The organism is Bacillus sp. C1, from assembly GCF_054570475.1.
Window position 1 is genome coordinate 106,828 of sequence record NZ_JBTMZT010000006.1, and the last position, 21,990, is coordinate 128,817.

The 21,990-nt window shown below is 34.9% G+C and carries 23 protein-coding genes, 3 pseudogenes, 1 riboswitch and 1 other annotated feature; of the genes and pseudogenes, 14 read left to right on the top strand and 12 right to left on the bottom strand.

Going from position 1 to position 21,990, the window contains the following annotated elements; all coding sequences use genetic code 11:
• Positions 1-61 precede the first annotated feature (61 nt).
• On the bottom strand, positions 62-1,255 hold the full coding sequence (locus tag ACX5JI_RS17600) for an MDR family MFS transporter (protein WP_459502325.1): 1,194 nt from the start codon (positions 1,253-1,255) through the stop codon (positions 62-64).
• A 113-nt stretch (positions 1,256-1,368) separates the two neighbouring features.
• Here ACX5JI_RS17600 and ACX5JI_RS17605 point away from each other — a divergent pair, with 113 nt between their 5' ends.
• Positions 1,369-1,917 carry a CGNR zinc finger domain-containing protein gene (locus tag ACX5JI_RS17605; RefSeq protein ID WP_459502326.1) on the top strand — a complete coding sequence of 183 codons (549 nt, stop codon included), beginning with the start codon at positions 1,369-1,371 and terminating at the stop codon, positions 1,915-1,917.
• 50 nt (positions 1,918-1,967) lie between these two features.
• A pseudogene (locus ACX5JI_RS17610) lies at positions 1,968-2,144 on the top strand (class I SAM-dependent methyltransferase); the annotation flags it as partial.
• A gap of 106 nt (positions 2,145-2,250) precedes the next feature.
• Here the strand turns inward: ACX5JI_RS17610 and ACX5JI_RS17615 are convergent.
• The 3 genes from ACX5JI_RS17615 to ACX5JI_RS17625 all read right to left on the bottom strand — a co-directional run bounded on the left by ACX5JI_RS17615 (position 2,251) and on the right by ACX5JI_RS17625 (position 4,351).
• On the bottom strand, positions 2,251-2,394 hold the full coding sequence (locus ACX5JI_RS17615; RefSeq protein WP_017151706.1) for a hypothetical protein: 144 nt from the start codon (positions 2,392-2,394) through the stop codon (positions 2,251-2,253).
• A 102-nt stretch (positions 2,395-2,496) separates the two neighbouring features.
• A riboswitch (cyclic di-AMP (ydaO/yuaA leader) is annotated at positions 2,497-2,638 on the bottom strand.
• A 38-nt stretch (positions 2,639-2,676) separates the two neighbouring features.
• Positions 2,677-3,138, bottom strand: a complete 462-nt coding sequence (locus ACX5JI_RS17620) for a GNAT family N-acetyltransferase (protein ID WP_459502328.1) — start codon at positions 3,136-3,138, stop codon at positions 2,677-2,679.
• A 58-nt stretch (positions 3,139-3,196) separates the two neighbouring features.
• Positions 3,197-4,351: a 1-deoxy-D-xylulose-5-phosphate reductoisomerase gene (locus tag ACX5JI_RS17625; RefSeq protein WP_459502329.1), complete on the bottom strand. Its 1,155-nt coding sequence runs from the start codon at positions 4,349-4,351 to the stop codon at positions 3,197-3,199.
• 134 nt (positions 4,352-4,485) lie between these two features.
• Positions 4,486-4,695: a binding site (T-box leader), on the top strand.
• A gap of 40 nt (positions 4,696-4,735) precedes the next feature.
• Here ACX5JI_RS17625 and ACX5JI_RS17630 point away from each other — a divergent pair.
• Complete coding sequence (locus ACX5JI_RS17630) at positions 4,736-5,734, top strand: tryptophan--tRNA ligase (protein ID WP_459502330.1); 999 nt, start codon at positions 4,736-4,738, stop codon at positions 5,732-5,734.
• 23 nt (positions 5,735-5,757) lie between these two features.
• Here ACX5JI_RS17630 and ACX5JI_RS17635 read toward each other — a convergent pair whose 3' ends face one another.
• On the bottom strand, positions 5,758-6,603 hold the full coding sequence (locus ACX5JI_RS17635) for a DUF2785 domain-containing protein (protein ID WP_459502331.1): 846 nt from the start codon (positions 6,601-6,603) through the stop codon (positions 5,758-5,760).
• A gap of 635 nt (positions 6,604-7,238) precedes the next feature.
• On the opposite strand from ACX5JI_RS17635, the gene ACX5JI_RS17640 reads away from it, so the two are divergent.
• The 3 genes from ACX5JI_RS17640 (at position 7,239) to ACX5JI_RS17650 (ending at position 9,607) form a co-directional block, all read left to right on the top strand.
• Entirely contained in the window at positions 7,239-8,261 is a 1,023-nt protein-coding gene (locus tag ACX5JI_RS17640; protein WP_459502332.1) for a tyrosine-protein phosphatase, read from the top strand.
• A 211-nt stretch (positions 8,262-8,472) separates the two neighbouring features.
• Positions 8,473-8,790 carry a hypothetical protein gene (locus ACX5JI_RS17645; protein ID WP_459502333.1) on the top strand — a complete coding sequence of 106 codons (318 nt, stop codon included), beginning with the start codon at positions 8,473-8,475 and terminating at the stop codon, positions 8,788-8,790.
• A gap of 127 nt (positions 8,791-8,917) precedes the next feature.
• Positions 8,918-9,607 carry a YjjG family noncanonical pyrimidine nucleotidase gene (locus ACX5JI_RS17650; RefSeq protein WP_459502334.1) on the top strand — a complete coding sequence of 230 codons (690 nt, stop codon included), beginning with the start codon at positions 8,918-8,920 and terminating at the stop codon, positions 9,605-9,607.
• 82 nt (positions 9,608-9,689) lie between these two features.
• Here ACX5JI_RS17650 and ACX5JI_RS17655 read toward each other — a convergent pair whose 3' ends face one another.
• Positions 9,690-9,893, bottom strand: a complete 204-nt coding sequence (locus ACX5JI_RS17655) for a helix-turn-helix transcriptional regulator (RefSeq protein WP_459502335.1) — start codon at positions 9,891-9,893, stop codon at positions 9,690-9,692.
• Positions 9,872-10,214, bottom strand: a pseudogene (locus ACX5JI_RS17660) (DUF3796 domain-containing protein). Before ACX5JI_RS17660 ends, ACX5JI_RS17655 begins: the two are co-directional and overlap by 22 nt.
• 220 nt (positions 10,215-10,434) lie before the next feature.
• On the opposite strand from ACX5JI_RS17660, the gene ACX5JI_RS17665 reads away from it, so the two are divergent.
• The 6 genes and pseudogenes from ACX5JI_RS17665 to ACX5JI_RS17690 form a co-directional block, all read left to right on the top strand.
• Positions 10,435-10,629, top strand: coding sequence for a hypothetical protein (locus tag ACX5JI_RS17665; RefSeq protein ID WP_459502432.1), 195 nt, complete (start codon positions 10,435-10,437; stop codon positions 10,627-10,629).
• Between the two features lie 169 nt (positions 10,630-10,798).
• Positions 10,799-11,524 carry an ABC transporter ATP-binding protein gene (locus tag ACX5JI_RS17670; RefSeq protein ID WP_459502336.1) on the top strand — a complete coding sequence of 242 codons (726 nt, stop codon included), beginning with the start codon at positions 10,799-10,801 and terminating at the stop codon, positions 11,522-11,524.
• On the top strand, positions 11,517-13,172 hold the full coding sequence (locus tag ACX5JI_RS17675; RefSeq protein WP_459502337.1) for a putative ABC transporter permease subunit: 1,656 nt from the start codon (positions 11,517-11,519) through the stop codon (positions 13,170-13,172). The genes ACX5JI_RS17670 and ACX5JI_RS17675 overlap by 8 nt, the downstream gene beginning before the upstream one ends.
• Positions 13,173-13,233: 61 nt before the next feature.
• Entirely contained in the window at positions 13,234-13,995 is a 762-nt protein-coding gene (locus ACX5JI_RS17680) for an SDR family oxidoreductase (protein ID WP_459502338.1), read from the top strand.
• 315 nt (positions 13,996-14,310) lie between these two features.
• Complete coding sequence (locus tag ACX5JI_RS17685; protein WP_459502339.1) at positions 14,311-14,976, top strand: hypothetical protein; 666 nt, start codon at positions 14,311-14,313, stop codon at positions 14,974-14,976.
• 65 nt (positions 14,977-15,041) lie between these two features.
• Positions 15,042-15,320, top strand: a pseudogene (locus ACX5JI_RS17690) (zinc-binding dehydrogenase); the annotation flags it as partial.
• Positions 15,321-15,343: 23 nt separating this feature from the next.
• On the opposite strand, the gene ACX5JI_RS17695 reads toward ACX5JI_RS17690, so the two are convergent.
• The 4 genes from ACX5JI_RS17695 to ACX5JI_RS17710 all read right to left on the bottom strand — a co-directional run bounded on the left by ACX5JI_RS17695 (position 15,344) and on the right by ACX5JI_RS17710 (position 19,285).
• Positions 15,344-16,105, bottom strand: a complete 762-nt coding sequence (locus ACX5JI_RS17695) for a glycosyltransferase family 2 protein (RefSeq protein WP_459502340.1) — start codon at positions 16,103-16,105, stop codon at positions 15,344-15,346.
• Positions 16,102-17,037, bottom strand: a complete 936-nt coding sequence (locus ACX5JI_RS17700; protein ID WP_459502341.1) for a Gfo/Idh/MocA family protein — start codon at positions 17,035-17,037, stop codon at positions 16,102-16,104. Before ACX5JI_RS17700 ends, ACX5JI_RS17695 begins: the two co-directional genes overlap by 4 nt.
• Positions 17,038-17,081: 44 nt before the next feature.
• Positions 17,082-17,639 (bottom strand): dTDP-4-dehydrorhamnose 3,5-epimerase family protein, encoded by a 558-nt coding sequence (locus tag ACX5JI_RS17705; protein ID WP_459502342.1) that lies wholly within the window; start codon positions 17,637-17,639, stop codon positions 17,082-17,084.
• Between the two features lie 329 nt (positions 17,640-17,968).
• The gene (locus ACX5JI_RS17710; RefSeq protein WP_459502343.1) at positions 17,969-19,285 is read right to left on the bottom strand and encodes a histidine--tRNA ligase; all 1,317 of its coding nucleotides are present in this window, start codon (positions 19,283-19,285) and stop codon (positions 17,969-17,971) included.
• A gap of 447 nt (positions 19,286-19,732) precedes the next feature.
• On the opposite strand from ACX5JI_RS17710, the gene ybaK reads away from it, so the two are divergent.
• A complete protein-coding gene (ybaK, locus tag ACX5JI_RS17715; protein WP_459502344.1) occupies positions 19,733-20,206 on the top strand; it encodes a Cys-tRNA(Pro) deacylase in 474 nt (157 codons plus the stop codon).
• A gap of 351 nt (positions 20,207-20,557) precedes the next feature.
• Here ybaK and ACX5JI_RS17720 read toward each other — a convergent pair whose 3' ends face one another.
• Positions 20,558-20,758, bottom strand: a complete 201-nt coding sequence (locus ACX5JI_RS17720) for a hypothetical protein (protein WP_459502425.1) — start codon at positions 20,756-20,758, stop codon at positions 20,558-20,560.
• 380 nt (positions 20,759-21,138) lie between these two features.
• Between ACX5JI_RS17720 and rraA the strand changes: the two genes are divergently transcribed.
• Positions 21,139-21,624, top strand: a complete 486-nt coding sequence (rraA, locus tag ACX5JI_RS17725; protein ID WP_459502345.1) for a ribonuclease E activity regulator RraA — start codon at positions 21,139-21,141, stop codon at positions 21,622-21,624.
• The last annotated feature ends 366 nt before the right edge of the window (positions 21,625-21,990 follow it).

Genomic DNA, 21,990 nt, shown 5'->3' on the forward strand with positions numbered 1-21,990 from the left:
CGAATTGCGAAAGCCTCGTTCGGTTTATTGAACGAGGCTCTTATGTAATTAGATAATCGAATTATATGCTTTTATTATCATAGATCAATCGTTTCTTTTCCTGTTTTCGTTCCGTGTTTTTCAAAATATGAAGCAAAATAGAACCTAGGGCACCCATTGTGCCAAAAATCAACCACGGTGTATATGTTTGTTGTAACAGCGATGTAAACCAAGTTCCTGTATAGTTTCCAATTATAAACCCGGCCGCAAGAGACAATTGGTAACATCCAAAATATGCGGCTGTATAGGATTCATTACTGTAATTCGCAATGGCAATATCAGCATTGGGTAATACAAGTGTTTCACCAATTGTAAATAGAATAACACAGGAAAATAACCAAAATGGATCTTGAAATAAGGGGATTAATAAAAATGAAATACCCATTAATAAAACACCACATTTTACAATCGAAAGTGTATGATATTTGTGAAATATTTTTCGAAATACAATCATAAACAAAACACCTGTAATGGCATTCACTGTAATAACAAGTCCACCTAGCTTTGCGCTATGACTAATGTTGGTCATATGAAGCGGCAAAGCGACAGTAAGCTGAGTAAACATAATATAGAAGAAAATCATAATAAATGAGAATGAGAGAAAATGCTTATTTTCAAAAACGGATTTCAAGCCAGATAAGAGCTGTACATGTTCAGTAGAAACTTGGAAGTGAGATCTAAGAAGATAAAAAATGATCGCAAACAATAACATAAGACAGCCAGTAAGTATAAATGGATACAAAGGATTCCATATGAGTAATAAGCTACCAGCGATCGGACCGATAATCGCTCCGCTATTAAAAGCAAGGTTTAAGTATGTAAATAAGTCTTTTCGGAATTTAGCTGGCTGTGAGCCGAATATAGCACGAGCAGCAGGTTCATAAAAAGCGGTTCCAAATCCAATGAATGAAGCGGAAATGGAAATCGTATGAAACTCTGAAAATATCCCTAAACAAATAAAACCAATGCCTCTTAATAGTAAGCCACATATCATCATAATCATGTAACCAAATTTGTCAGCAATGATACCAGAAAATAAAGGAATCACTCGTGAAGTAATTGTCATAATGGTTAAAATGGTTCCTACTTGCATAGCAGAAAAGTGTAAAAAATTTGATAAATAGATGGCCAGGAAAGCATATACAGCAAAATATCCAAATGCCATAAAAAATGATGAGGTCAGTATAATACGTATCGATATTGAAAAGTTTTTCATAAAATCTTCCTCTCATAATGTAACCATTAAAACATTTTAATGGTTAACTATTTTATACTATAATTATACATAAAGTCAGAAAAAAGTAAATTTTAGAAAGATGGTGATTGGATTTGAAGCATGACCAAGAGGCACCAGGTCAATTAGAGGTTGTAAGAGATTTTTTAAATACATGGAGAATTCCAAATGATACAAGAAAGTCGTTAGATGAACTAAATACGATAGAGGATGTACTGCAATTTATGGAAAATCATTTTGGTGAGGAACTTTCTTTTCGTACGTTAGATGAGCTGAAGCAATTTAGGGAGGATATTCGTTTTGCGATTGAGGGGAAAGGAACAATACAAAAATGGTTTGAAACATATCCATTTCGAGTGTGTGTAATAGAAAATATGGATGCTATTACATATGAACCAATCGGGGAAAGAAACGTATATACAATGATTTTACAAATTATTTTGACTGCTATTGAACAAAAGAGGTGGCAACGGTTAAAAGCATGCCCAGATTGTTGCTGGGTCTTTTATGATCATTCTCGTAACGGAAGTAAACGCTGGTGTGGTATGTATGCTGGAGGGAAAGAGGGGAGAGCATGTGGGACGATTGCCAAAGTGAAAAATTATCGGGCGAAGAGAAAAGGGAAATCTAGTTATAATCTTTAATCTATAAATAGAATTTGGCGAGTGGAGTGGGGATGAGGAATGGAACAAATAAATTGAGTACATACATAAATGAACTGATTAAGGCAGGGTTTACAATTGAAAGAATAGTAGAAGATGAACCTTCTAGTGATTTTGATGAACAAGCACCTGAACCTTCTACAAAATATTATTCTTTACATAAGTCGAGAATATTACCAATAAAGTTAATAGTTAAGGAACGAAAATAAGTTATTGTATAAAAGTGAAAAAAGCTTTGCAGCAAGCAGCAAAGCTTTTTTCAAGTTAGTTATACCCTGTACGTATGAGTTATCTTACATGTGTAAAAACTTCACTTCATCTTTTAGGCTGAAAAATATGTTGGAAAAAGTATTTGTGATGTAAACTATCTACAATTTTGTTTGCTTGATACGTACGTTGTTGTTCTAACCGAATACGTTGCTCCATCATCTTCATTTCGTGATCTGATAAACGTAACATTGTACAAGTCTCCTTTTCTATAAATATAGGTTTCTCATGACATCGATTCCATATACTTTATAGTTAAGGAGGGATACTGTGTAACATAAGTAAAAAGCACCTTCTCTCTCCCATTACGCTTACGAGGTTAGCTGTCGGACTCGGGAAGTGAGAGTATCCCTACTTAAAAAAGATTCGCCCCAAGTAGCATCGGCTACATAAATGGTTCCCCCGCTCCAAAATATGGATTCAGCAAAAGGTTTTATAACATTAAAAATAACATAATGAAACGCAATAGTCAAACTATTTATTTTTTTCTGTCTTTTTTAATTGTGTAAGGATAAGCCCATCAGGTAGTACAATATCACGTATTTCGATAAACCCATGTTTTTTATATAAGGAAAGGGCAGGTGTGTTTGCTTTTCCGGTTTGTACAGTATATTGGATGGTATTAGGGAAGAGGTGAAATACATGAAAAAGTAACTTTGTTGCAATTCCTTTATGAAAATAGTTTGGCGATACGACTAACCGGTGGATATCAACGAGAGATCCTTCATTTACAAAAGAAAGAAAGCCTACTAAGTTATTTTCAAAGAAATAACCATAGAAGGTTTCATTACATGTTTGTATATCCTCTGCAGTATCATATAGACGAGGAATTGCAGTGCTGTTTATGTACTTTGCTTCAATTTCGTAAGCTGGAATTTGTAATGCTAACACAGCCGAAGCTACATCAAAAGAAGTGATATACAGTTTATGAATCATGAATACTCCTCCTTTTCTATGGGTAAAGAGAAGGGCTAAAATAAAATCTAGCCCTTTTTTAGTTTCGAATTAATAATTGTGTTGCGTATTCACGAGCCCAGTGGTCAGCTTCCAGTATCGTTTCGAGGTCTGGATTTGTAATCGGATGATGTGCCTCAAGTGCAGAATAAATTGTTTTTTCAATATCAAAAAATGAAATTTCATTTTGTAAATATAGCGCATTTGCAACTTCATTCGCAGCATTTAAGACACTTGGCGCTGTACCACCAATTTTTCCAGATTCATACGCATAATGTAGACAAGGGAATTTTTTGAAATCTGGTTTTTCAAAATGTAAGCTACCAACTTCTAATAGATTTAATTTTTTATAGTTCGATTGTAAGCGAGTTGGGTAATGGAATGCGTATTGAATCGGCATTCTCATATCAGGGGCACCGAGCTGTGCCATTACAGAGCCATCTATAAATTCAACTAAAGAATGGACAATGCTTTCTTTATGAATGAAAACATCAATTTTTTCATAAGGAATATTAAATAACCAATGTGCCTCCATGACTTCCAACCCTTTATTCATTAATGTAGCAGAATCAATCGTTAACTTTGCTCCCATTAACCAATTCGGGTGCTTTAAAGCATCTTTTGCTTGTAAGGTTTTCATTTCTTCACGTGTTTTATCTCGGAAGGCACCACCTGAAGCTGTAACAATTAATTTTTCAATTTCTTTGTTGTTTTCACCGTTTAAGCATTGAAAAATAGCAGAATGTTCACTATCTACTGGGATTAAGCGACAACCATTTTGTTTTGCTAATTCTGTTACAATATGTCCAGCGGCAACTAATGTTTCTTTGTTCGCAATGGCAATATCTTTTTTTGCCTTTAATGCTGCAATGGTGGGAAGAAGGCCAGATACGCCGACAACTGAAGTTAATACAAGGTTAGAATCAGGATGAGTAGCGACTTCAATTAATCCATCTTTTCCATATGTAATTTTTGTGTTGGTAGAAATCCGTGCGCGAAGTGTAGCTGCTAATTCTTTTGTACCTACGCTTACAACACGAGGTTGAAACATTTTGATTTGTTTTTCAAGAAGGTCAATATTATGATTTGCGGTTAAACCAATAATTTGAAAGTGTTCCGGGTGATTTGCGACTACGTCTAATGCAGATGTACCGATGGAACCGGTTGAACCGAGAATTGAAATGTATTTTACCATGATTATTCCTCCAAAGTTGTAGAATCCTTTTCTGCAAACTTATATAAGTATACAAAAAAAGTAAAATTCTTGCTATATAAACCAGAATATTTACGTTTGTCAGAAAGAAAAATATGGTGAAATGTAAGGAATAAACAAAAGTTATGATGGAGAATAGTACATGTTCGGAATTTGACAGAGAGCTGATATTTGGTGGGAATCAGTAAGGGATGGACATGGAATGGACTCTGGAGCTTCTAGCTGAAATAAGTAAGCTAAGACGTTTGCTTCGCGTTAATGAGGGATGAAGTGAGCTATTATTATAGCTAATAAAGGTGGTACCGCGGGAGTCTCTCGTCCTTTTTTGGATGAGGGACTTTTTATTTTGAAGAAGGGGGAATAAGTGTGAGTGAGAAAATACTGTTAACAGGAATTAAACCAACTGGCTACCCGCATCTTGGAAATTATATTGGAGCGATTAAACCTGCATTAAACATATCGAAAAAACAAGAAGGAACAGCACTGTATTTTATAGCGGATTATCATGCATTAAATGCTGTGCAAGATCCAGAGTTATTTTGTGATTATACAAAAGAGGTAGCTGCAACATGGTTATCGTTAGGACTTGAGGAAGACGTTATCTTTTATCGGCAGACGGAGGTTCCAGAAATTTTAGAATTATCATGGATTCTAGCTTGTCTAACTCCGAAAGGTATGATGAACCGTGCTCATGCGTATAAGGCTAAGGTAGAACAAAATAAAAAAGTAGGTGTTGATGTTGACACTGGCATCAAAATGGGATTATATACGTATCCCATTTTAATGGCCGCAGATATATTATTGTTTCAGTCGAGCGATGTACCTGTTGGAAAAGATCAAATCCAACATATTGAAATCGCTCGGGATATCGCCTCGTACTTTAATCATACATTTGGAGAAACCTTCACGCTTCCAAAGTATATTGTCCAAGAGGAAGGGACAATTTTGCCGGGTCTTGATGGACGGAAGATGAGTAAAAGTTATGGGAATGTGATTCCTCTTTTTGCAGAACCTGAAAAATTCAAAAAGTTAATTTTAAAAATTAAAACAGATTCGTCCTTACCACATGAACCGAAAGAACCTGAAACATTATTTATGATCTATAAGGAGTTTGCGACAGACGAAGAAATAAAACATTTAAGAGAGCAGTACAAAGTAGGGATTGGTTGGGGAGATGTAAAAAAAGAACTCTTTCGCGTGGTAAACCGAGAATTAGAGGGGCCAAGAGAAAAATATGAGAGATATATGAATGAACCTCATGTATTATACAAAGCATTAGAAAAAGGGGCAGATCGTGCTCGAGAAATTGCGAAGGTGAATTTAGCTAAAATTAAAAAACGGATTGGATATGAGAGGGAACGATGAACGTTCCCTTATTTTTTGTTTCTTCATACCGAAAGATATTTCGATAATTCCCGTAACGTTTTTTCCGTTCGATTTGCGACAGAAGAAAAATTGGGATCCATTTTTGTGCGGAAAAATAAAGAGCATAAAAAACTTTTTAAATTCGCACATAGTATGAAGTATTCATGATGCAAGAGTCTTTTTTTAAACTGTGGTAGCCGGTTTATTTTTTTATAGATAATTGAAAAAAGTTGATCTTTTGGAAAGTCATAATACAGCATAGATAAAAGAGGTGTTACAATTCGTTCATCTTCATTATTATGATATACGGTAGAATAAATGAAAATTTTATTTAATAGACAATGAGCAATTTCTTCATAGCATGAAGTGTGGATATGTGTATTGTGGACAAGGTCGTTAAAGACATCGGCCGCATGAGCAATACTATGGGCCCAGCCTTTATCTTGTACATATCCTCGGTAATCTATTTCAAGCTGCATATAAGTAATGAGTTTTTCTTTTACTTCTTGTACTCTTTCTTCTAGTAAAAAGGGATGAGAATTATCGAACTGTATAATTAAAGCAATTAATAAAGTAGTATAGGAGCGGATAAATACCCCATCTGTGTTTGGAGTATGAATTTCGAAATATAAATAGTCGTTACTTAAACATGTCGTCAATAAAGATTCTAATTGCTCATGAGATAGAAATTCATTTTGAATAAAATGCGAAAAACAGTTATATATTAATTCATCACGTACATAATGATCAGTCGTTCCAATGTGCTGGATCATATGGGAACTTAATTCATTTAAATCGATATTCTTCAGTTGTGTATAATCATTTTGCTGTATGAGCTCCAACTGTTGTTGTAATGTAATAATATCCAACGAGGCACCTCCTCTATGATTTAATAGCGCATTATTTGCCTAGTATTCTATATATTCGAAGCTCATCCTGCTCATGCCAGAAATGCGTGTTGAATTTATATAAATATGTATTGAAAGATCGTTTTTTAGTTGGAAGAACGCATCTGACCATGGATAGAAGCGGTCAGTGCCTTTTTTAGCCTGAAAACAGAAGGAGAAAATGAGTGAAGGTCTCTGTTTGTTCTTCATAACCATAATGTATCTGTTAGAAAATCAAATTGGATTTATATAGTAAATATGGCGGTATGTTTTGAAATAGGTTTCTATCAATTTTTCACTAGTACTATTGAAGAATTTACACAATATATTACACAAGGATAATGAATAAGTTCTCTCGAAGTAGTCAAGAAGGAGAGCTTACAATTTTATACGCATCTTCACCGCGGGACAGTTGTATATCAAGATGTAGGTGACGAACAGATTACGTATATATTCCGTGGTACTCCATGTACGACGTTTGAAAACGTGCAAAAAATCTTTTCTTAACTTCAAAAAGAAGATAAGAGTATGTCGTAAGTATAGTCACGACAAAAACAGTGTATTTGTAATACAATAAAATAGAGTATGGATTATATAGAGAAAGTATTGGTGAAATAATGAAACAATATAAAGAATGGTTACAAGCAAGTGTAGAACGAACGCAAGATAATATGTTACATATAGCGTGGAAAGATGAAGCCGAAGAAGTTGCGATTTATTGGAGTACTTCATCAGAAAATATAGAAGGAAACGGAGAATTTCTATTAAAAGTATCAGGAGAATCATCATGCATAATAGAAGATCCTAGCCCGAAAGCACGTCCTTATTTCCGATTAGTAGCAAGTAATGGACAAGCAGTTACTGTAGCAGAACGAAGATTACCACTACAAGGTGCGTTTAATTTCCGAGATTTAGGTGGATATGAAACACGTGATGGTCGTAAAGTAAAGTGGGGTAAACTATATCGATCAGAAGAGTTAGCTGGATTAACAGAGTGGGATATTGCTTATTTAGAGCGCGCTGGTTTAAAACTTATCTGTGATTATCGGACAGATTTTGAAGTGACGCATAAACCAAATCCGAGCGTGACTGGCGCTCGTCAAGTCTGTTTGCCAGTCATGCAAGATATAGCAAAAGATTTAAATATGAATGAATTTTTCCAAGTCGGAGATTTATCAATGCTTGGAAAGCCTGGCGAATATTTAGTGAAAATGAACAAAGGGTTTGTAGAGGGAAATGAGGCGTTTGTGCGCTTTTTACAGTTCGCTCAAGATCCAGAAAACTTACCAGTAGTTAATCATTGTACAGCTGGGAAAGATCGAACAGGGTTTGGATCTGCGTTGTTATTACTTCTTCTTGGTGTTCCAGAAGAAACAGTGATGCGAGACTACTTATTAAGTAATGGATTCCGTGAAAAGTTAAATCAAAAAATGATGAACTTTTTAGGCGCGAAGTTACAAAATGAAGAAAGTAAAGAAATATTAGGAGCTATGTTTGAAGCGCGGGCTGAATATTTACAAGCAGCAATAGATGAAATTTCTCGTAAATTTGGAAGTATTGAAATCTATGCTGAAAAAGGACTTGGTTTTACAAAGGAACAAGTAGAAAATATGAAAGAATTGTTACTAGAAGAGAAGTAACATGTGAATAGATTTGATGTGAAATCTTATATTATGTATGTGTCGGTTTGAAATTATCAAGACCTGAATGATAAAAATGCTTTTAAACAAAAGGGATTTATATAGTAGTTATGACTATTATATGAATCCTTTTGTTGTTATAAAAGTATCATTTTTCTGAAAAATACACTTTTTATTTATTAAAAAAAAACTATTTCAGGAAGTGATTATGGTGAAAGGTGCTAAAAGAAAAAATATAATTACTTTGACATGTCTATCGGTATTAAGTGGTTTAATATTTCTTTTTATGTCTAATAAAGATTCTAAAATTCACGGTTTTCCTGTACCACTGTCAGCCATTTACATGAAAGAGGATAATCCGAATGTCCATAGATATTTTAGTATTATCTCTATAAACAAAGCTAAGGGATGGGAATATCTTGGTGAGAATGGTCATACTATTGAGTTTCAAAAAGGTAATAGAAAAATAATTGTTTTACATCTACCTGAGGATAGAAACTATTATTTATATGAAGAACAAACGAACTGAATTTCAAAGAGGAAATGTAAGAGAAGCTACATAGCATGCAGTAGAAGATGGAGGAAACATATAGATAGCTTATAAGTAGAAATGGAAGAGTATGTTCAAACGAGAGTACTACGTAATGGAGGTCCTTATGAAATATAAAGTTATTTTATTCGATGTTGATGATACATTATTTGACTTTAGTATGTCTGAAAAAAAGGCATTACATAAAACGTTTTTAAAGTTTGGATTACCTACAGGGTTGGTAGATTATGAAGATAGCTATAAAGAGATTAGTGGAGTGTTATGGAGGGACTTAGAGGAGGGGAAGATAACTTTATCTGAATTGGGAGTGGAGAGATTTCGGAGATTATTTCTAACTCATGAACTTGAAATAAATGCTGACATATTTAGTAGTACATATCTCGGCTATTTAGGGATGGAGATACATATGGTAGCAGGAGCTGTCGATTTGTGTAATATGCTTGCTGATTGCCGGCTAGCTATTATTACGAATGGATTCGCAGATGTACAGAAGGCTAGAATCAAAGGTTCGCCTCTTTCTGATACTTTTGAGCATATTATCATTTCTGAAGAGGTAGGATTTCAAAAACCAGCACGAGGTATTTTTGAGTATGCATTTTCAAGGCTAAAAATTACAGATAAATCGAGTGTATTAATGGTCGGAGATTCTTTAACCTCGGATATACAAGGAGGGATAAATTACGGGATTGATACGTGTTGGTTCAATCCGCAGTGTAAGGAAAATAATAGAGGTATGAAACCAACATATGAGATTCGTAATTTAACCGATATTATCGGGATTGTAAGAAATCCTTAAGTAAATGGATTTTACTCTTAACAATACGTGCAGAGCTTCCAAAAAGCCTTCCTATTTATTTATAGAGAGGGCTTTTTGGGAGCTATTTTTCATCAAAAATAAATATCTTATCGATAGAAGTATGCAATGCTTTTGCAATGTCATGAGCGAGTTGTAAGGAAGGATTATATTTTCCTTTTTCCAAATGACTAATGGTTTCGCGCCGAACACCAACAAGCTTGGCTAAATCATCTTGGGTCAAATGTAAATGGGTGCGGTATTCTTTTATTTTTGTTGTGAATGCCATGGCGCATCTTCCAATTCATTAATTGGTGTATCGTAAAAATAAAGAGAGAATCCAAATGTAAGAACAAGTAAACCAAAAATGATAGCAATGTCTACTTCTTGTAAAGTTGGATTTGGAAATAGCATTTCAATAAATACGAGTATTGCTGTAGCTAATAATGTAATAATAAAAGCATTTCGACAAGTTTTGTTTACAACATATAAAAAAAGAAAAGAAACAAAATAGAGTAAAGAGTCCTTTTTCATAAAAGAAACCGAGAAAACCAAAAAAGCCAAGGAACCCAAGGTACCCAAGGTACTTAATCCACGTCGTTTTTCTCAAAGTATTTCCTGCCTTTCTATGTTATAAATACATCACTAAATGTTATAAATATATCACACAATGTAATGATTGGGGATATTTTCCTTCTCTTTTCAGGGGAATGAAAAGTAAAGATTGATAATCTATCTAGAAAAAATTCGGAAAAAATATAATATTCTTGAGTTATAAAAGGTGGGAAATATCGTAAAATGGTTGCAAGAGGAAAGGGGGAAGGGAATAGATGATAAAATGGATTTTAATTATTTTAATGATTGTCGCAGTAATTGCTGTTGGAACAATCGTAGTTGGGAAGAATGGGGATGAAAACTATAGTAAATCTACGAAAGGTAATATTACAAGACTGACAATGATTTATCTTTTGTTAGCAGTTGTTTTAACTGTTGGTTTAGGTATGTATATATATTTTAACGGTTAAAGAAATCGCTATTATAGAAATAAAAGTGAACAGTTTCTTTCTAACTACCAATGATATGATAGAAATTTCATGGGAATTTATGCGGACTAAAAAGTAAGAAAAGTTAAAAATATAAGTATGCTATAATAGAAATATAGTTAATTGGTAATTCAGGAAGGGATTGGATAATGTGATTGAAATTATGAATGTATCAAAAAGTTATAATGGTTCTTCCTATGCAGTAAAAGATTTAAGTTTAACAATACCTAGCGGAGAAATTTTTGGGTTTTTAGGGCCAAATGGTGCTGGGAAATCAACAACAATTAAGATGATGACGGGTATCCATGCCATCGATAAAGGAACGATTTTGATCAATGGAAAAGATGTGATGAAAGAGCCTATGGCGGCAAAAAAAACGTTTGGCTATGTTCCGGACAGTCCAGATATGTTTCTGAGATTAAAAGGAATAGAGTATTTGAATTTTATGGCTGATATGTATGAGGTTCCGAATGGAGTTAGGCAGGAAAAAATCCAATTCTTAGCAGAGAAATTCGACCTTTATAACGCTTTGTCAGATCAAATTCAAAGTTATTCACATGGGATGAGACAGAAAATTATTATTATTGGTGTACTTTTACACGATCCTGATGTATGGATTTTAGATGAACCGATGACCGGGCTTGATCCAAAATCAGCGTTTATTTTAAAAGAGATGATGAGAGAGCATGCGGATCGAGGAAAGACAGTGTTTTTCTCAACACATGTGCTAGAAGTAGCCGAGAAATTATGTGATCGTGTAGCGATTATTAATAAGGGGAATTTGCAGTTCCAAGGGAATTTACATGAAATGAGAGATCATTTTAAATCCAATGAATCACTTGAGGAAATGTTCTTGGAGATGACTGGAAATGAATAAAATTTGGACATTAACAAAAGTTCTATTGAAGTTAAATTATGCAGATATTATAACGGATAAAAAGAAACGATGGGCGTATGTATTTTCATTTTTAGCCCTACTATTTGCGGGTTTTGTATTCATTGGTCCACTTACATATGGAATGTATGCTGGAATGAAAGCAATCGGACAAGAAACATCAATCATCGGAATGGGGTTAGCTGTTGCGAGCATATGGGTATTTGTAATTAGTATTACGAACATCTTAACGGTATTTTATTATAATAATGATGTTGAAACACTACTACCGTTGCCACTGCAACCATCACAAATTATTACGGCGAAATTTATTACTGTATTAATTACACAGTATGTAATGGGGTCTTTCATTTTATTTCCAATTTTTATTGTATACGGTGTGCAAAGTGGAGCGTTTATTACATATTATTTATATGTACTATTCATTTATATATTTTTCCCTATTATTCCACTAGTGCTCGCATCACTCTTAATGACTGTTATTATGCGTTACACGAATATAGCTAAAAATAAAGATCGTAGTAATATATTTATTGGAATATTAACGTTATTATTTGTCGTAGGTATTAATATATTTATGCAGTGGCGAAACAAAAGTGCAGTTTCAGGAGATATGATGGCAAATTATTTTGCTGAGCATCAATCTTCTTTGCTTGTTCAGATGACGAATTATTTTCCGACAACATATTTTGGTGCAATGGGATTAATCGAAAGTGCTTCTTGGAAGGGGATTATATACGCTTTGATGTTTGCGGCGATTTCTTTAGCATTTTTCGGATTATTTTTCTACGTTGCTCAGCGTACGTATTTAAAAGGCGTTATCGGACTTTCAACGAGTACTGCCAAAAAAGAAGCGATTTCAGCAGAGAATTTAAAGAAATCAACCGTACAAAGCTCACACATAAAAGCGTATGTAAAAAAAGAGTTCAAAATTTTATTTCGAACACCACAATTTTTTATAAACTGTATCGTGCAAACATTCGTGATGCCAATTATGTTATTCTTTGTTCTTTTCGTTCAACAAGGTAATGTAGAGTGGATCACTAAATTTATAACGGATAAGGAATGGTCTGGTTTAGCTCTTGGTATAGGTTTTTGTGTAGGTTTATTCTTAATGGGAAGCAATGTGATTGCTACAACATCCTTTTCGAGAGATGGAAGTTCGTGGTTTGTCAATCGCTATTTACCAGTAAAGGCATCAGATTTATTTTTTGCAAAAGTATTTACAGCATGGTTTGTAAATATAACAATTCTAGCTGTGTTTGGTTTGATTATGATCATTGTGGCAAGTGTGTCACCAATTTTTATGGTGCTCTGGTTTTTATTAAGTGCAAATGGTCTTTGGTTAACGAATGTAATTGGTACACGCTGGGACGCTCAAACGGCTGATATACATTGGGATTCAGAGCAAAAATTATTTAAAAGTAGATATACAACGTTATGGAATTTCCTTGCAAATATTGCGATGGATCTAGTAATCGTAGCCGGGGTTGTTGGATTATATTATTTCTTTGGAATCGGTATGTGGGGAATGTTTTTCATTCTACTTGTCGTATTTACGATTATAAATGTTATTGTGACACGCAGTTTACAGTTAGGGGCAGAACGTATTTTAGCGAATATTAAATAACATGATAAATCCTCTGTATGTATGCAGGGGATTTCTTTTACGGAATGGGAGGAATTAGTAAGTGGCGAAAATAGCAGTTGTTACCGGAGCGACACGCTTAAATGGAATCGGAGCAGCAACTTGTAAGGCGCTTGCTCAAAAAGGGATTGATATTTTTTTCACGTACTGGCCTAAGTATGATAAGGGAATGCCATGGAGTATGAATGATGAAGAGCCGTTTTTATTGAAAAGAGAGATTGAAAACTATGGTGTTCGCTGTGAGATGGCTGAAGTGAACTTATCACAATCGTATGCGCCAAATCGGTTATTATATATGGTATCTGAACGGTTAGGAAAACCGTCTATTCTTATTAACAATGCCGCATATTCCATGGATACAAACGTTGAAGAGCTAGATGTAGAGCAATTAGATCGGCATTATACAGTAAATGTGCGTGCTACGATGTTATTAAGTACATTATTTATTAAAAATTATACGTTTGAAACAAGTGGAAGTATTATAAACCTTACATCTGGGCAATCGCTAGGACCGATGCCAAATGAACTTGCTTATATAGCAACGAAAGGGGCGATTGAAGCCTTTACTACTTCGGTCGCACCAGTTGCCATAACAAAGGGCATTACTGTAAATGCTGTTGATCCAGGACCAACGAACACAGGATGGATGACAGGAGAAGTGCAGGCGGATTTAGTGAGCAGATTTCCGGCAGGAAGAATAGGAGAACCGGTAGATGTAGCGCGTCTCATCACATTTTTAGTAAGTGAAGATGCGAAATGGGTGACAGGACAAGTCATTCATTCGAATGGTGGGTTTTATGGATAGAGTATAATTTTATTATGTTAACAAAAGAGTTGAGAAATAAAAAATATTTCATTACATTATTTCTATCTAAAATAAATAGATTGTCAGAAAGTAAGGATTTTTGATGGAGAAATATTGTTTTACAGATGGGTTCCATCAGGAGAAAAGTATAAATAAAGTAGAAAAAGATCGAATATTAAAATTAAACTCAGTATGATATGGCGTATGAATATGAAGATTTCTGTCGGAAAGATGATGGATAGCACAAAAAGGGATTCTTATGGATAAATAGAATCGTAAAGGGGAGGATAAAAATGTAAATATAGGAGGCTTTTTATGAAAATGAAAAAGATAACAATTGCAACACTAGCAATTGGAACAATGCTCTCCATTACAGCTTGTGGTACCTCTCCAGAAAAAGATCAAGTGAAAAAAGAACAAACAAACGCACAAGAAGATGCTAAAACAACGAGTGCGGATGAAACATCTGTAACGAAAAAGGATGAGAAAGAAACAAACACATCTACGAATGAAAAAACAGAGAAGGATCAAAAGAGTACAAAGGAATCATCTGCAGCGGAGAGTAATACTACATCTACGAACCAATCTTCAAATGGAAAAACGACAGAAAAAGAAACAAATGCGAAAACGAACGAGCAAACGACAAGCGGAAAAACGACAGCGAAAGATGCAAATAAAAGTGTAGCTGTAAAAACGAATGTGAAAGAAGTAGCACAGCTTATTGATAGCTTAGATAAACAATTAGCCGCAAGTCCTAAGTTAGATACGGTAAATAAACTAGGAAAGCAAATAAATGAAAAATGGGATGTAATTGAAAAAGAGTTAGAAGCAACACATCCAACTGATTCTAAAACGATCGGACAAAGTATGTATCCTTTAATTGTTGCCGCTGAAAAAGAAAAAATAGATGTGAAACGAATCAAATCATTAACGACGAAAACAAAGCAAGATTTGAATCAGCTTTTAAATAAACTTTCATAAATTATAAAATAGTGATTTCTGTGCAAAAGGAGAAACAATATGGGTTTCTTCTTTTATTTATGTTTATTAAACCTTCTAATATAACTTATGAGGAAGCTGCCGCCATTCCAATTGGAGCACGTACAGCTTTGTTTTTTCTGAGAAAAGCTAACGTTCAGAGCGGTCAAAATGTTCTTGTTTACGGAGCTTCTGGAAGTGTAGGAAGTTATGCTGTATAGATTGCCAAATATTTCGGGGCAAAAGTTACAGGGGTGTGCAGTAGTGCAAACTTAGAATTGGTAAAATCTTTAGGAGCCGACAAGGTAATTGATTACACTACAAAAGATTTGTCTACTATAGATAAGTGAAGTACTTTTATTTGGAGTTATTAATCGTATATAGTTGGAAGTGTAGGGAATGTACATTGAAGGGTGGAACGAAAAGAAGAGGAACAAATTTGATTTGTCCAAAACAAAGTTTCGGTTTCTCTTTCCTCTAAGGTCATATTTGTTCTGAAGGGAGACGGTAGAATCAGTGCGGTTACAATTGGTATAGTATAGAAAATTATGTTATCTAGCTGCAGAAATTTCCTCCACATATTAAGATCACTCCATACATCATCTGGACCAGGATTCCATCCTTCAGGGAGACGGTGATAAGTATCTAGGCGATGTCCCGCAATTGTCGGACCAAAAATATTAAATAATTCCTTCAACATACGCTTGCGAATGATATCATCCTCAAGCGAGTACTGAATTGTTTTTAGTTTGTCTTCGCAAATGACAGCTACATACCGGCTGTGCACAAAGTCAGCTTTAGCTAGAGCTTGCTTCATGTGTTCCAAATGATCAGGAAACCACAAATCATCGTCACCTAGATAACATACAAATTGTCCTTTTGCATTTTGCAAGGCCTCGTGCCGATGTGCTTCGCCATTGCGTAACCCTTTAGGTCGATCAAATACACGAAATCGTCGATCTTTGCGAGCGTATTCCCAGGCGATTTTACGTCCCTCTTCAACAGCGCCATCACAGATGATAAAGACCTCAAACTCTTGGTAAGTTTGTTGCAGAATGCTATTGAGCGCATACTGAAGCAAGCGGCCGTGATTAAACGTTGGTACTAGTATTGTGAACAGAGGATTTATCATACATTCATACCATAAAGTTTATTTTGTACTGCAGTTATATGTTGCATAATTAATAGTTCGTCTTCAATTGAACTTAGTGGAGGTGAATCATTACATAGATAATTTAAAAAGGCCTGTAATTGCCGCATTAGCGGCATTTCCCGCGAAATTGGATGCATCTCAGGTGGAGTGTTTGCTTTATATTGGCAAACGGAAATCCCTTCTGCATAGCTATCAGTTAAGGCAGCTACACCTTTTTCAAAGCCCACTGCAATAGAGCGTACATTGCCAGGAGCAATATTATTGATATCTAATGTCACATGAATATCATTATCTTGGTCAACCAGTTTTACAATAAAACCAAAGTGGCTCTTCCCCAATGGATTGGGAATCACAATTTTTACTGCGGGCAGATATCCCAAAATATGTAGAATGATAGACAAATCGTGAGGGAGAAGTTGGAGAGTACAATCTACATCCTTATGCTGCCTTCCCCAATTTGTTCGTTGAAGACGAAGGCCCTTAATTTTACCCAATTTTTTTGATTGAGTTAATGCTAAAAGAGCATTAATACCTGGATGATAACGCCATTTATGCATGACATAAATGAGCCCGGTTGATTCTACTGCAAGTGCTTCCACTTCATCTAAGTTAGTCCCTAAAGGTTTTTCTACATATATAGGTCGCTTCCGTGGCAGCAAGGCACGAATATTTTCTACATGAGCACTGGCTATGCTGGAAACTATATAACCGTTAATGCTTTCATCTAGAGCTTCGATCGTGTTTACAATATGATCTGCACCGTAAGTAGTTGCATTGGTCTGACTTGCCACCGAACGTGCAACTACACTTGTTTTAACTCCTAATTGTTTCAAATCACGTAGAATGTAGCGGCCCCATTGTCCACATCCCACTACACCAATGTGCAGATTAGAATATGAATACTTATTCATATATGTTCGCTCCTTCCTATTTTGTAAATAGCTCATCTATGTTTTTATATTGTGGGTGGAGAAAGGTGCGTAAGTAAATTTGCTTGCATTTGTTCAAATGTACCTGCTTTCTGATCTTTTTCAGACATGAATGTAGGTTTGATAAAAGGCCACGGAATTTTGATGTTGCTATCATCCCAGCGGCACCCTAATTCGTCATGAGTATTCCAGTAATGAGTAAGGCCAGATAAATGAGTTGTTTCTTTATCAAACCAAAACCCGTGTCCTACTCCTGGCGGAATGTATACGAGTGTAGGTTCACTAGCGTTAAGAATTGTCAAAGTTGCCAGTTCGAAAGTGGGGGACCAAGGGCGCATATCTTGCAATCCAAGGTGTAAATTCCCAGATATAACACAAAGTAAATCATAATGCTCACAGTGAACCTGGAAACCACGAAATGTTCCTGGATGACTAATAGAAACATTCCACTGTATAGCTGGTAGGACATCTTCAGACCATTCCATACGATAAACTTCCATTAACAATCCTCGAGTATCTTTTATTTGTTTCAGAAATAGTTTTTGTACACCATAGGGCAACTCTTCTGTACTTTTCTCATTCATAAGTAAGCCATCCTTTCTTTTTTATTACTAGATAGATGTTTTGGATGAAATAGGGTATGAGAGGTATGTGAGCGCAACTTTTATACAATATGAAATCAAAAGGTTGGTTTATGCACGAAAAATGGAAAGCAAGAAAGCTGGTTATGAAACGGGAAAATAGCATGTGTGGAAGTTAATTGTAGGTGTGGTGATATATGCAATTTATTTTATTTATACATATGATTGAAACCTCTTATAATAGCAGAGCAAGTTCATATGCGTATTGCTCTGCTACAGTACATACTTTTATATGTGTTTTTATAGTTGCGGGTACTTCAAAAGGGAAGAGCTTATCCTTTTAGTGGGATACTTTGTTTAAAATAGTCCTTTAAAGTTCCATCTTCAATACAAGATAGGGGAAGGGTTAATTCGGTACCTTCCTTCATATTACGTAAAACGATGGTTTTCGTAGAGATTTCCGTTTCACCAATAATAAGCACGTAGGGAATATTCTCTTTATTTGCGTAATGAAGAGCTCGCTTTAATTTACGGCCGGCAAGTTCGAGTTCAATTCTCATTGTACTAGTAGAACGTAATTGCCTTGCGATTTGTAAACATTTCGTTTCCGTTCCGATCGGAATAATGAAAAGATCAGCAGAAGTAGATTTCGTTTCTTTTCGCTCAAGAGCTGTATAAATAACATCTAGGCCAAAAGAAATGCCTACTGTTGGATAAGATGAATTATCATTCCGAAAGGCCCCAATTATATTATCATAACGTCCGCCGCTACCAATGCTTGAAGTGATACTTCCATCTGCTAAAAAGATTTCATAAACTGTGCCGGTATACATGGTAAGGCCTCTTGCTAAGAATGGATTGAAAATAGTATTGTCTTGAATATCAAGTGCGAGTAGGTATTGTTGTAATTGTTGTAGTTCATTTATTCCTTCCATAACAAGTGAATTTGAGAAGGTTTGGTTAAATTCATCAAGTTTTAATGTCATACAAGATTCGACTGTATTACAAACGACTTCTACAGTGTCATGTACTATCCCGCGACTGTGTAAATCCTTTCGTACGCCATCAACCCCAATCTTTTCAAGCTTATCTAATGATAAAATAACATCATCTGTTTGTTCATCTTGAATTTCAATCGATTTAAGGATACCTGCTAATAACTTCCGATTATTATATTGAATTGTAACGTCTAAGTTTAAAGTTTTGAAAAGATCAAAGGCCATAGCCATTAATTCAGCTTCAGCAATAACCGATTGTACACCAACTATATCAACGTCGCATTGAATAAATTCACGAAACCTTCCTTGTTTTATTGGGCCATCACGAAAGACTTTTCCGATTTCATACCGTTTAAAAGGGAGGCGAATATCCGGATTCATTGCTACTACTTTTGCAAATGGGATTGTTAAATCATACCGGAGTGCGAGTTCACGATTTCCTTGATCGCGTAGTGTATACATTTCTTTTAAAATTTCAGCACCGCCGCCATATTTGTAAGCCATAAGTTCATACATATTTAAAGCAGGTGTTTCGAGTGGTTTACAGCCGTATCGTTCAAAAGTTTCTTCACAAGCTCGTTTAATTTTATTTCTGAGCAGCTGTTCCTCAGGCAAATAATCTTTGGTTCCTTTTACATTTCTTATTTCCATTTTTATCACTCCTTTTTAAATTAAAAAAAGCTATGCAGGTATAAAAATACCCACATAGCTGTATAAACGCTTCGTGGGTAACAGGAAAAGCCCTGTACCCACGAAGAAAAAATTCTTCGGATACACGGCGTTATATATGATGATGAAGCTGGAAAGAAGTACTAAAATTAAACATATGGAATCTCTCCTTAAGTTTTTTCAAAAGTATAGCAAATGACTTTCGAAATATCAATGTTTTTTGAAAATTTAATAAAAACACACACTATCATAGAGTTTATGCATCATCACTTGGTAAAAAATAGAGAAATAAGATACAATATTTATGTACTTGACATGATGTTTCGGTCATTTTTATCCCGCTATTTGCGGGCTGATTAAAGATTTACTTTATCTCGCGGCTCATATGGAATAATAAGCGGCAATTTGTTACAGGAGGATTTTATTATAATGGAATACAAAACGAATGTAATGCGGTTATTAGATAAGAAAAAAATCAATTATAAACACTATAGTTATGCAGACACTGATGCGATTAGTGGAATCGATGTTGCTTTAGTATTAGGACAATCTCCTAATCAAGTATTTAAAACACTAGCAACCACGGGGAAATCAGGGCAGCACTATGTTTTTGTTATCCCTGTAAACAAAGAATTAGATTTGAAAAAAGCAGCTGCTAGCGTTCGCGAAAAATCAATAAGCATGTTGAAATCTAAAGATTTACTGCCGCTCACTGGCTATATTCATGGGGGATGTTCACCAATTGGAATGAAAAAAGCGTTTCCTACGGTCATTGACGTTAGTGCTATGGAGCTGGAGACAATTATCTTTAGTGCGGGGAAGATAGGGTATCAAGTTGAAGTAGGATTAGATGAATTGAAAAAAATCGTTCGCTTTGAACTACATGATATTGTCGTTGAATAGTGTATGATTAACTCTAGTGATAGGGCTCATGTACTGGAATGTAGAAAAAAGAGCCGTTTGGCTCTTTTTTTAGGTCGTGGAGAAAGAAAAATGCTACAAAACTGTAAAAAGAAACTTGGTAATCTGACGAGATGTGTTCGTATGAGATGGTGAATGAAATTTTATCAGCGATTTTTTCAATATATCGACCGTTTCTCGCAATATATCAGCGCAAAATTGAATATATCAGCTATTCGACAAAGGATATCGACTAACCAACAAAAAACGACAAAAAATAGGAGTTCCTATTAGTTTGTTGGGAAAGTCTGCTCTTCTTACTGGCGTGAAAATAGTGGGGCTAGATACTGGAACTTAATTTATGTGTTTTGGTATCTTTTTAATACCTTCGGTTCCCATGAAACTGCCAATAAGTGCAATTAATACACTTGAAGAAATAAACTTAAGTACATAATAGATTCCTGTTCCAGTAACTAAATCTAGAATTAAAAACTTTTTTATTGTTGAGCCCTTTATTATATGGATAACAATTTGATCGTTTTTTCTATTCAATATTGTCACACCCCTATCCTTTTATAAAAGAATATTATAAGGAAAGGTTGTCATATTCACTAATGAATCCATAATAGTTGTCTAATCTCAGTGTTGATGATGAAAAAATAAAAAGAGCAGTTAGTAAAAGCTAACCGCTCAGCCCCAGGGAAAGGGAAAAAATGTAGGTACTGCAAAAATAATTCAAGCTGTTAACCAGCCTTTATATAGTATGTACGGAATTTAAAATATTATGCAGGAACGAATATAAGAAAAGCATTTCCTTTATAATTCGTGTATAACAATGGATAGAAATAGTATACAACTTTTATGATATAAGACAGGTGAAAAGTAAAACGACAAGAATATGTAACATATACTGAAAAAAGAAAAGAGGGAAAAAGATGTGGAAAACAACCGATCTTTGTGATGCTTTTGAAAAAGAAGTCCAAGTATGTAAGCCTATTTTTCAATCCTATGGGAAGAAAGAACAATTTTACGGAAAGATTGCGACGGTTAAAGTGAAGGATGACAATGTATTAGTAAAGGACGCGCTGCAAACTTTACCAGAAGGAACCGTTTTAGTAGTTGATGGAGATGCTTCTACCAATTGTGCACTACTTGGAGATAATTTGGCAAACATTGCAGAGAAGCGCAATTTGGCAGGTATTATTGTGTACGGATATGTTCGTGATTCTAGGGAACTACGAAACATAAATATTGGTATTTTAGCATTAGGTACAATGCCAAAGAGAAGTATAAAAGAAGGAAAAGGAGAAACAGGAATTTCTATGCACTTTGGCGGAACCGAGTGGATACCGAATCAATATGTGTATGTAGATGAAGATGGTGTGATTGTATGCAAGCAACCGATTCATAGTACGCTATAGTACATATATAATGGAAGTTTTAAAATTTAATGGAACGGGTACTATTATTCTTAGAAAATAAATCCAATAAAGCATAGACAAAATCCTGTGTCAATAGTAAAATAATACAGAAATTTATAATTTGATGAATGTATAGGTATGTCGTTTGTACGATAACTTTTAAAGGAAATAGGTGGAAATGGGTTTGCCGCTAAAAGTGAATGTTGTCACAATAATGCATTCATAAGCTACACTAACTTTCCTATACAAATACAACCGCTATCTATGCGGATAGGAGGTGTTGTGCATTTTGTTTAGCACTCACAGTAGAGTGCTATTGCACGCCCTTGAAGGGTCTTTTTTTATGTATATGTAAACAAAGGAAGG

Coding starts and splice junctions, on each gene's coding strand:
- ACX5JI_RS17700 (WP_459502341.1), bottom strand. CDS start 17,037: ATGAATAAGTATTCATATTCTAATCTGCACATTGGTGTAGTGGGATGT.
- ybaK (WP_459502344.1), top strand. CDS start 19,733: ATGGAATACAAAACGAATGTAATGCGGTTATTAGATAAGAAAAAAATC.
- ACX5JI_RS17625 (WP_459502329.1), bottom strand. CDS start 4,351: ATGGTAAAATACATTTCAATTCTCGGTTCAACCGGTTCCATCGGTACA.
- rraA (WP_459502345.1), top strand. CDS start 21,139: ATGTGGAAAACAACCGATCTTTGTGATGCTTTTGAAAAAGAAGTCCAA.
- ACX5JI_RS17675 (WP_459502337.1), top strand. CDS start 11,517: ATGAATAAAATTTGGACATTAACAAAAGTTCTATTGAAGTTAAATTAT.
- ACX5JI_RS17615 (WP_017151706.1), bottom strand. CDS start 2,394: ATGTTACGTTTATCAGATCACGAAATGAAGATGATGGAGCAACGTATT.
- ACX5JI_RS17655 (WP_459502335.1), bottom strand. CDS start 9,893: ATGGCATTCACAACAAAAATAAAAGAATACCGCACCCATTTACATTTG.
- ACX5JI_RS17600 (WP_459502325.1), bottom strand. CDS start 1,255: ATGAAAAACTTTTCAATATCGATACGTATTATACTGACCTCATCATTT.
- ACX5JI_RS17620 (WP_459502328.1), bottom strand. CDS start 3,138: ATGATTCATAAACTGTATATCACTTCTTTTGATGTAGCTTCGGCTGTG.
- ACX5JI_RS17650 (WP_459502334.1), top strand. CDS start 8,918: ATGAAATATAAAGTTATTTTATTCGATGTTGATGATACATTATTTGAC.
- ACX5JI_RS17665 (WP_459502432.1), top strand. CDS start 10,435: ATGATAAAATGGATTTTAATTATTTTAATGATTGTCGCAGTAATTGCT.
- ACX5JI_RS17705 (WP_459502342.1), bottom strand. CDS start 17,639: ATGAATGAGAAAAGTACAGAAGAGTTGCCCTATGGTGTACAAAAACTA.
- ACX5JI_RS17710 (WP_459502343.1), bottom strand. CDS start 19,285: ATGGAAATAAGAAATGTAAAAGGAACCAAAGATTATTTGCCTGAGGAA.
- ACX5JI_RS17695 (WP_459502340.1), bottom strand. CDS start 16,105: ATGATAAATCCTCTGTTCACAATACTAGTACCAACGTTTAATCACGGC.
- ACX5JI_RS17685 (WP_459502339.1), top strand. CDS start 14,311: ATGAAAATGAAAAAGATAACAATTGCAACACTAGCAATTGGAACAATG.
- ACX5JI_RS17640 (WP_459502332.1), top strand. CDS start 7,239: ATGAAACAATATAAAGAATGGTTACAAGCAAGTGTAGAACGAACGCAA.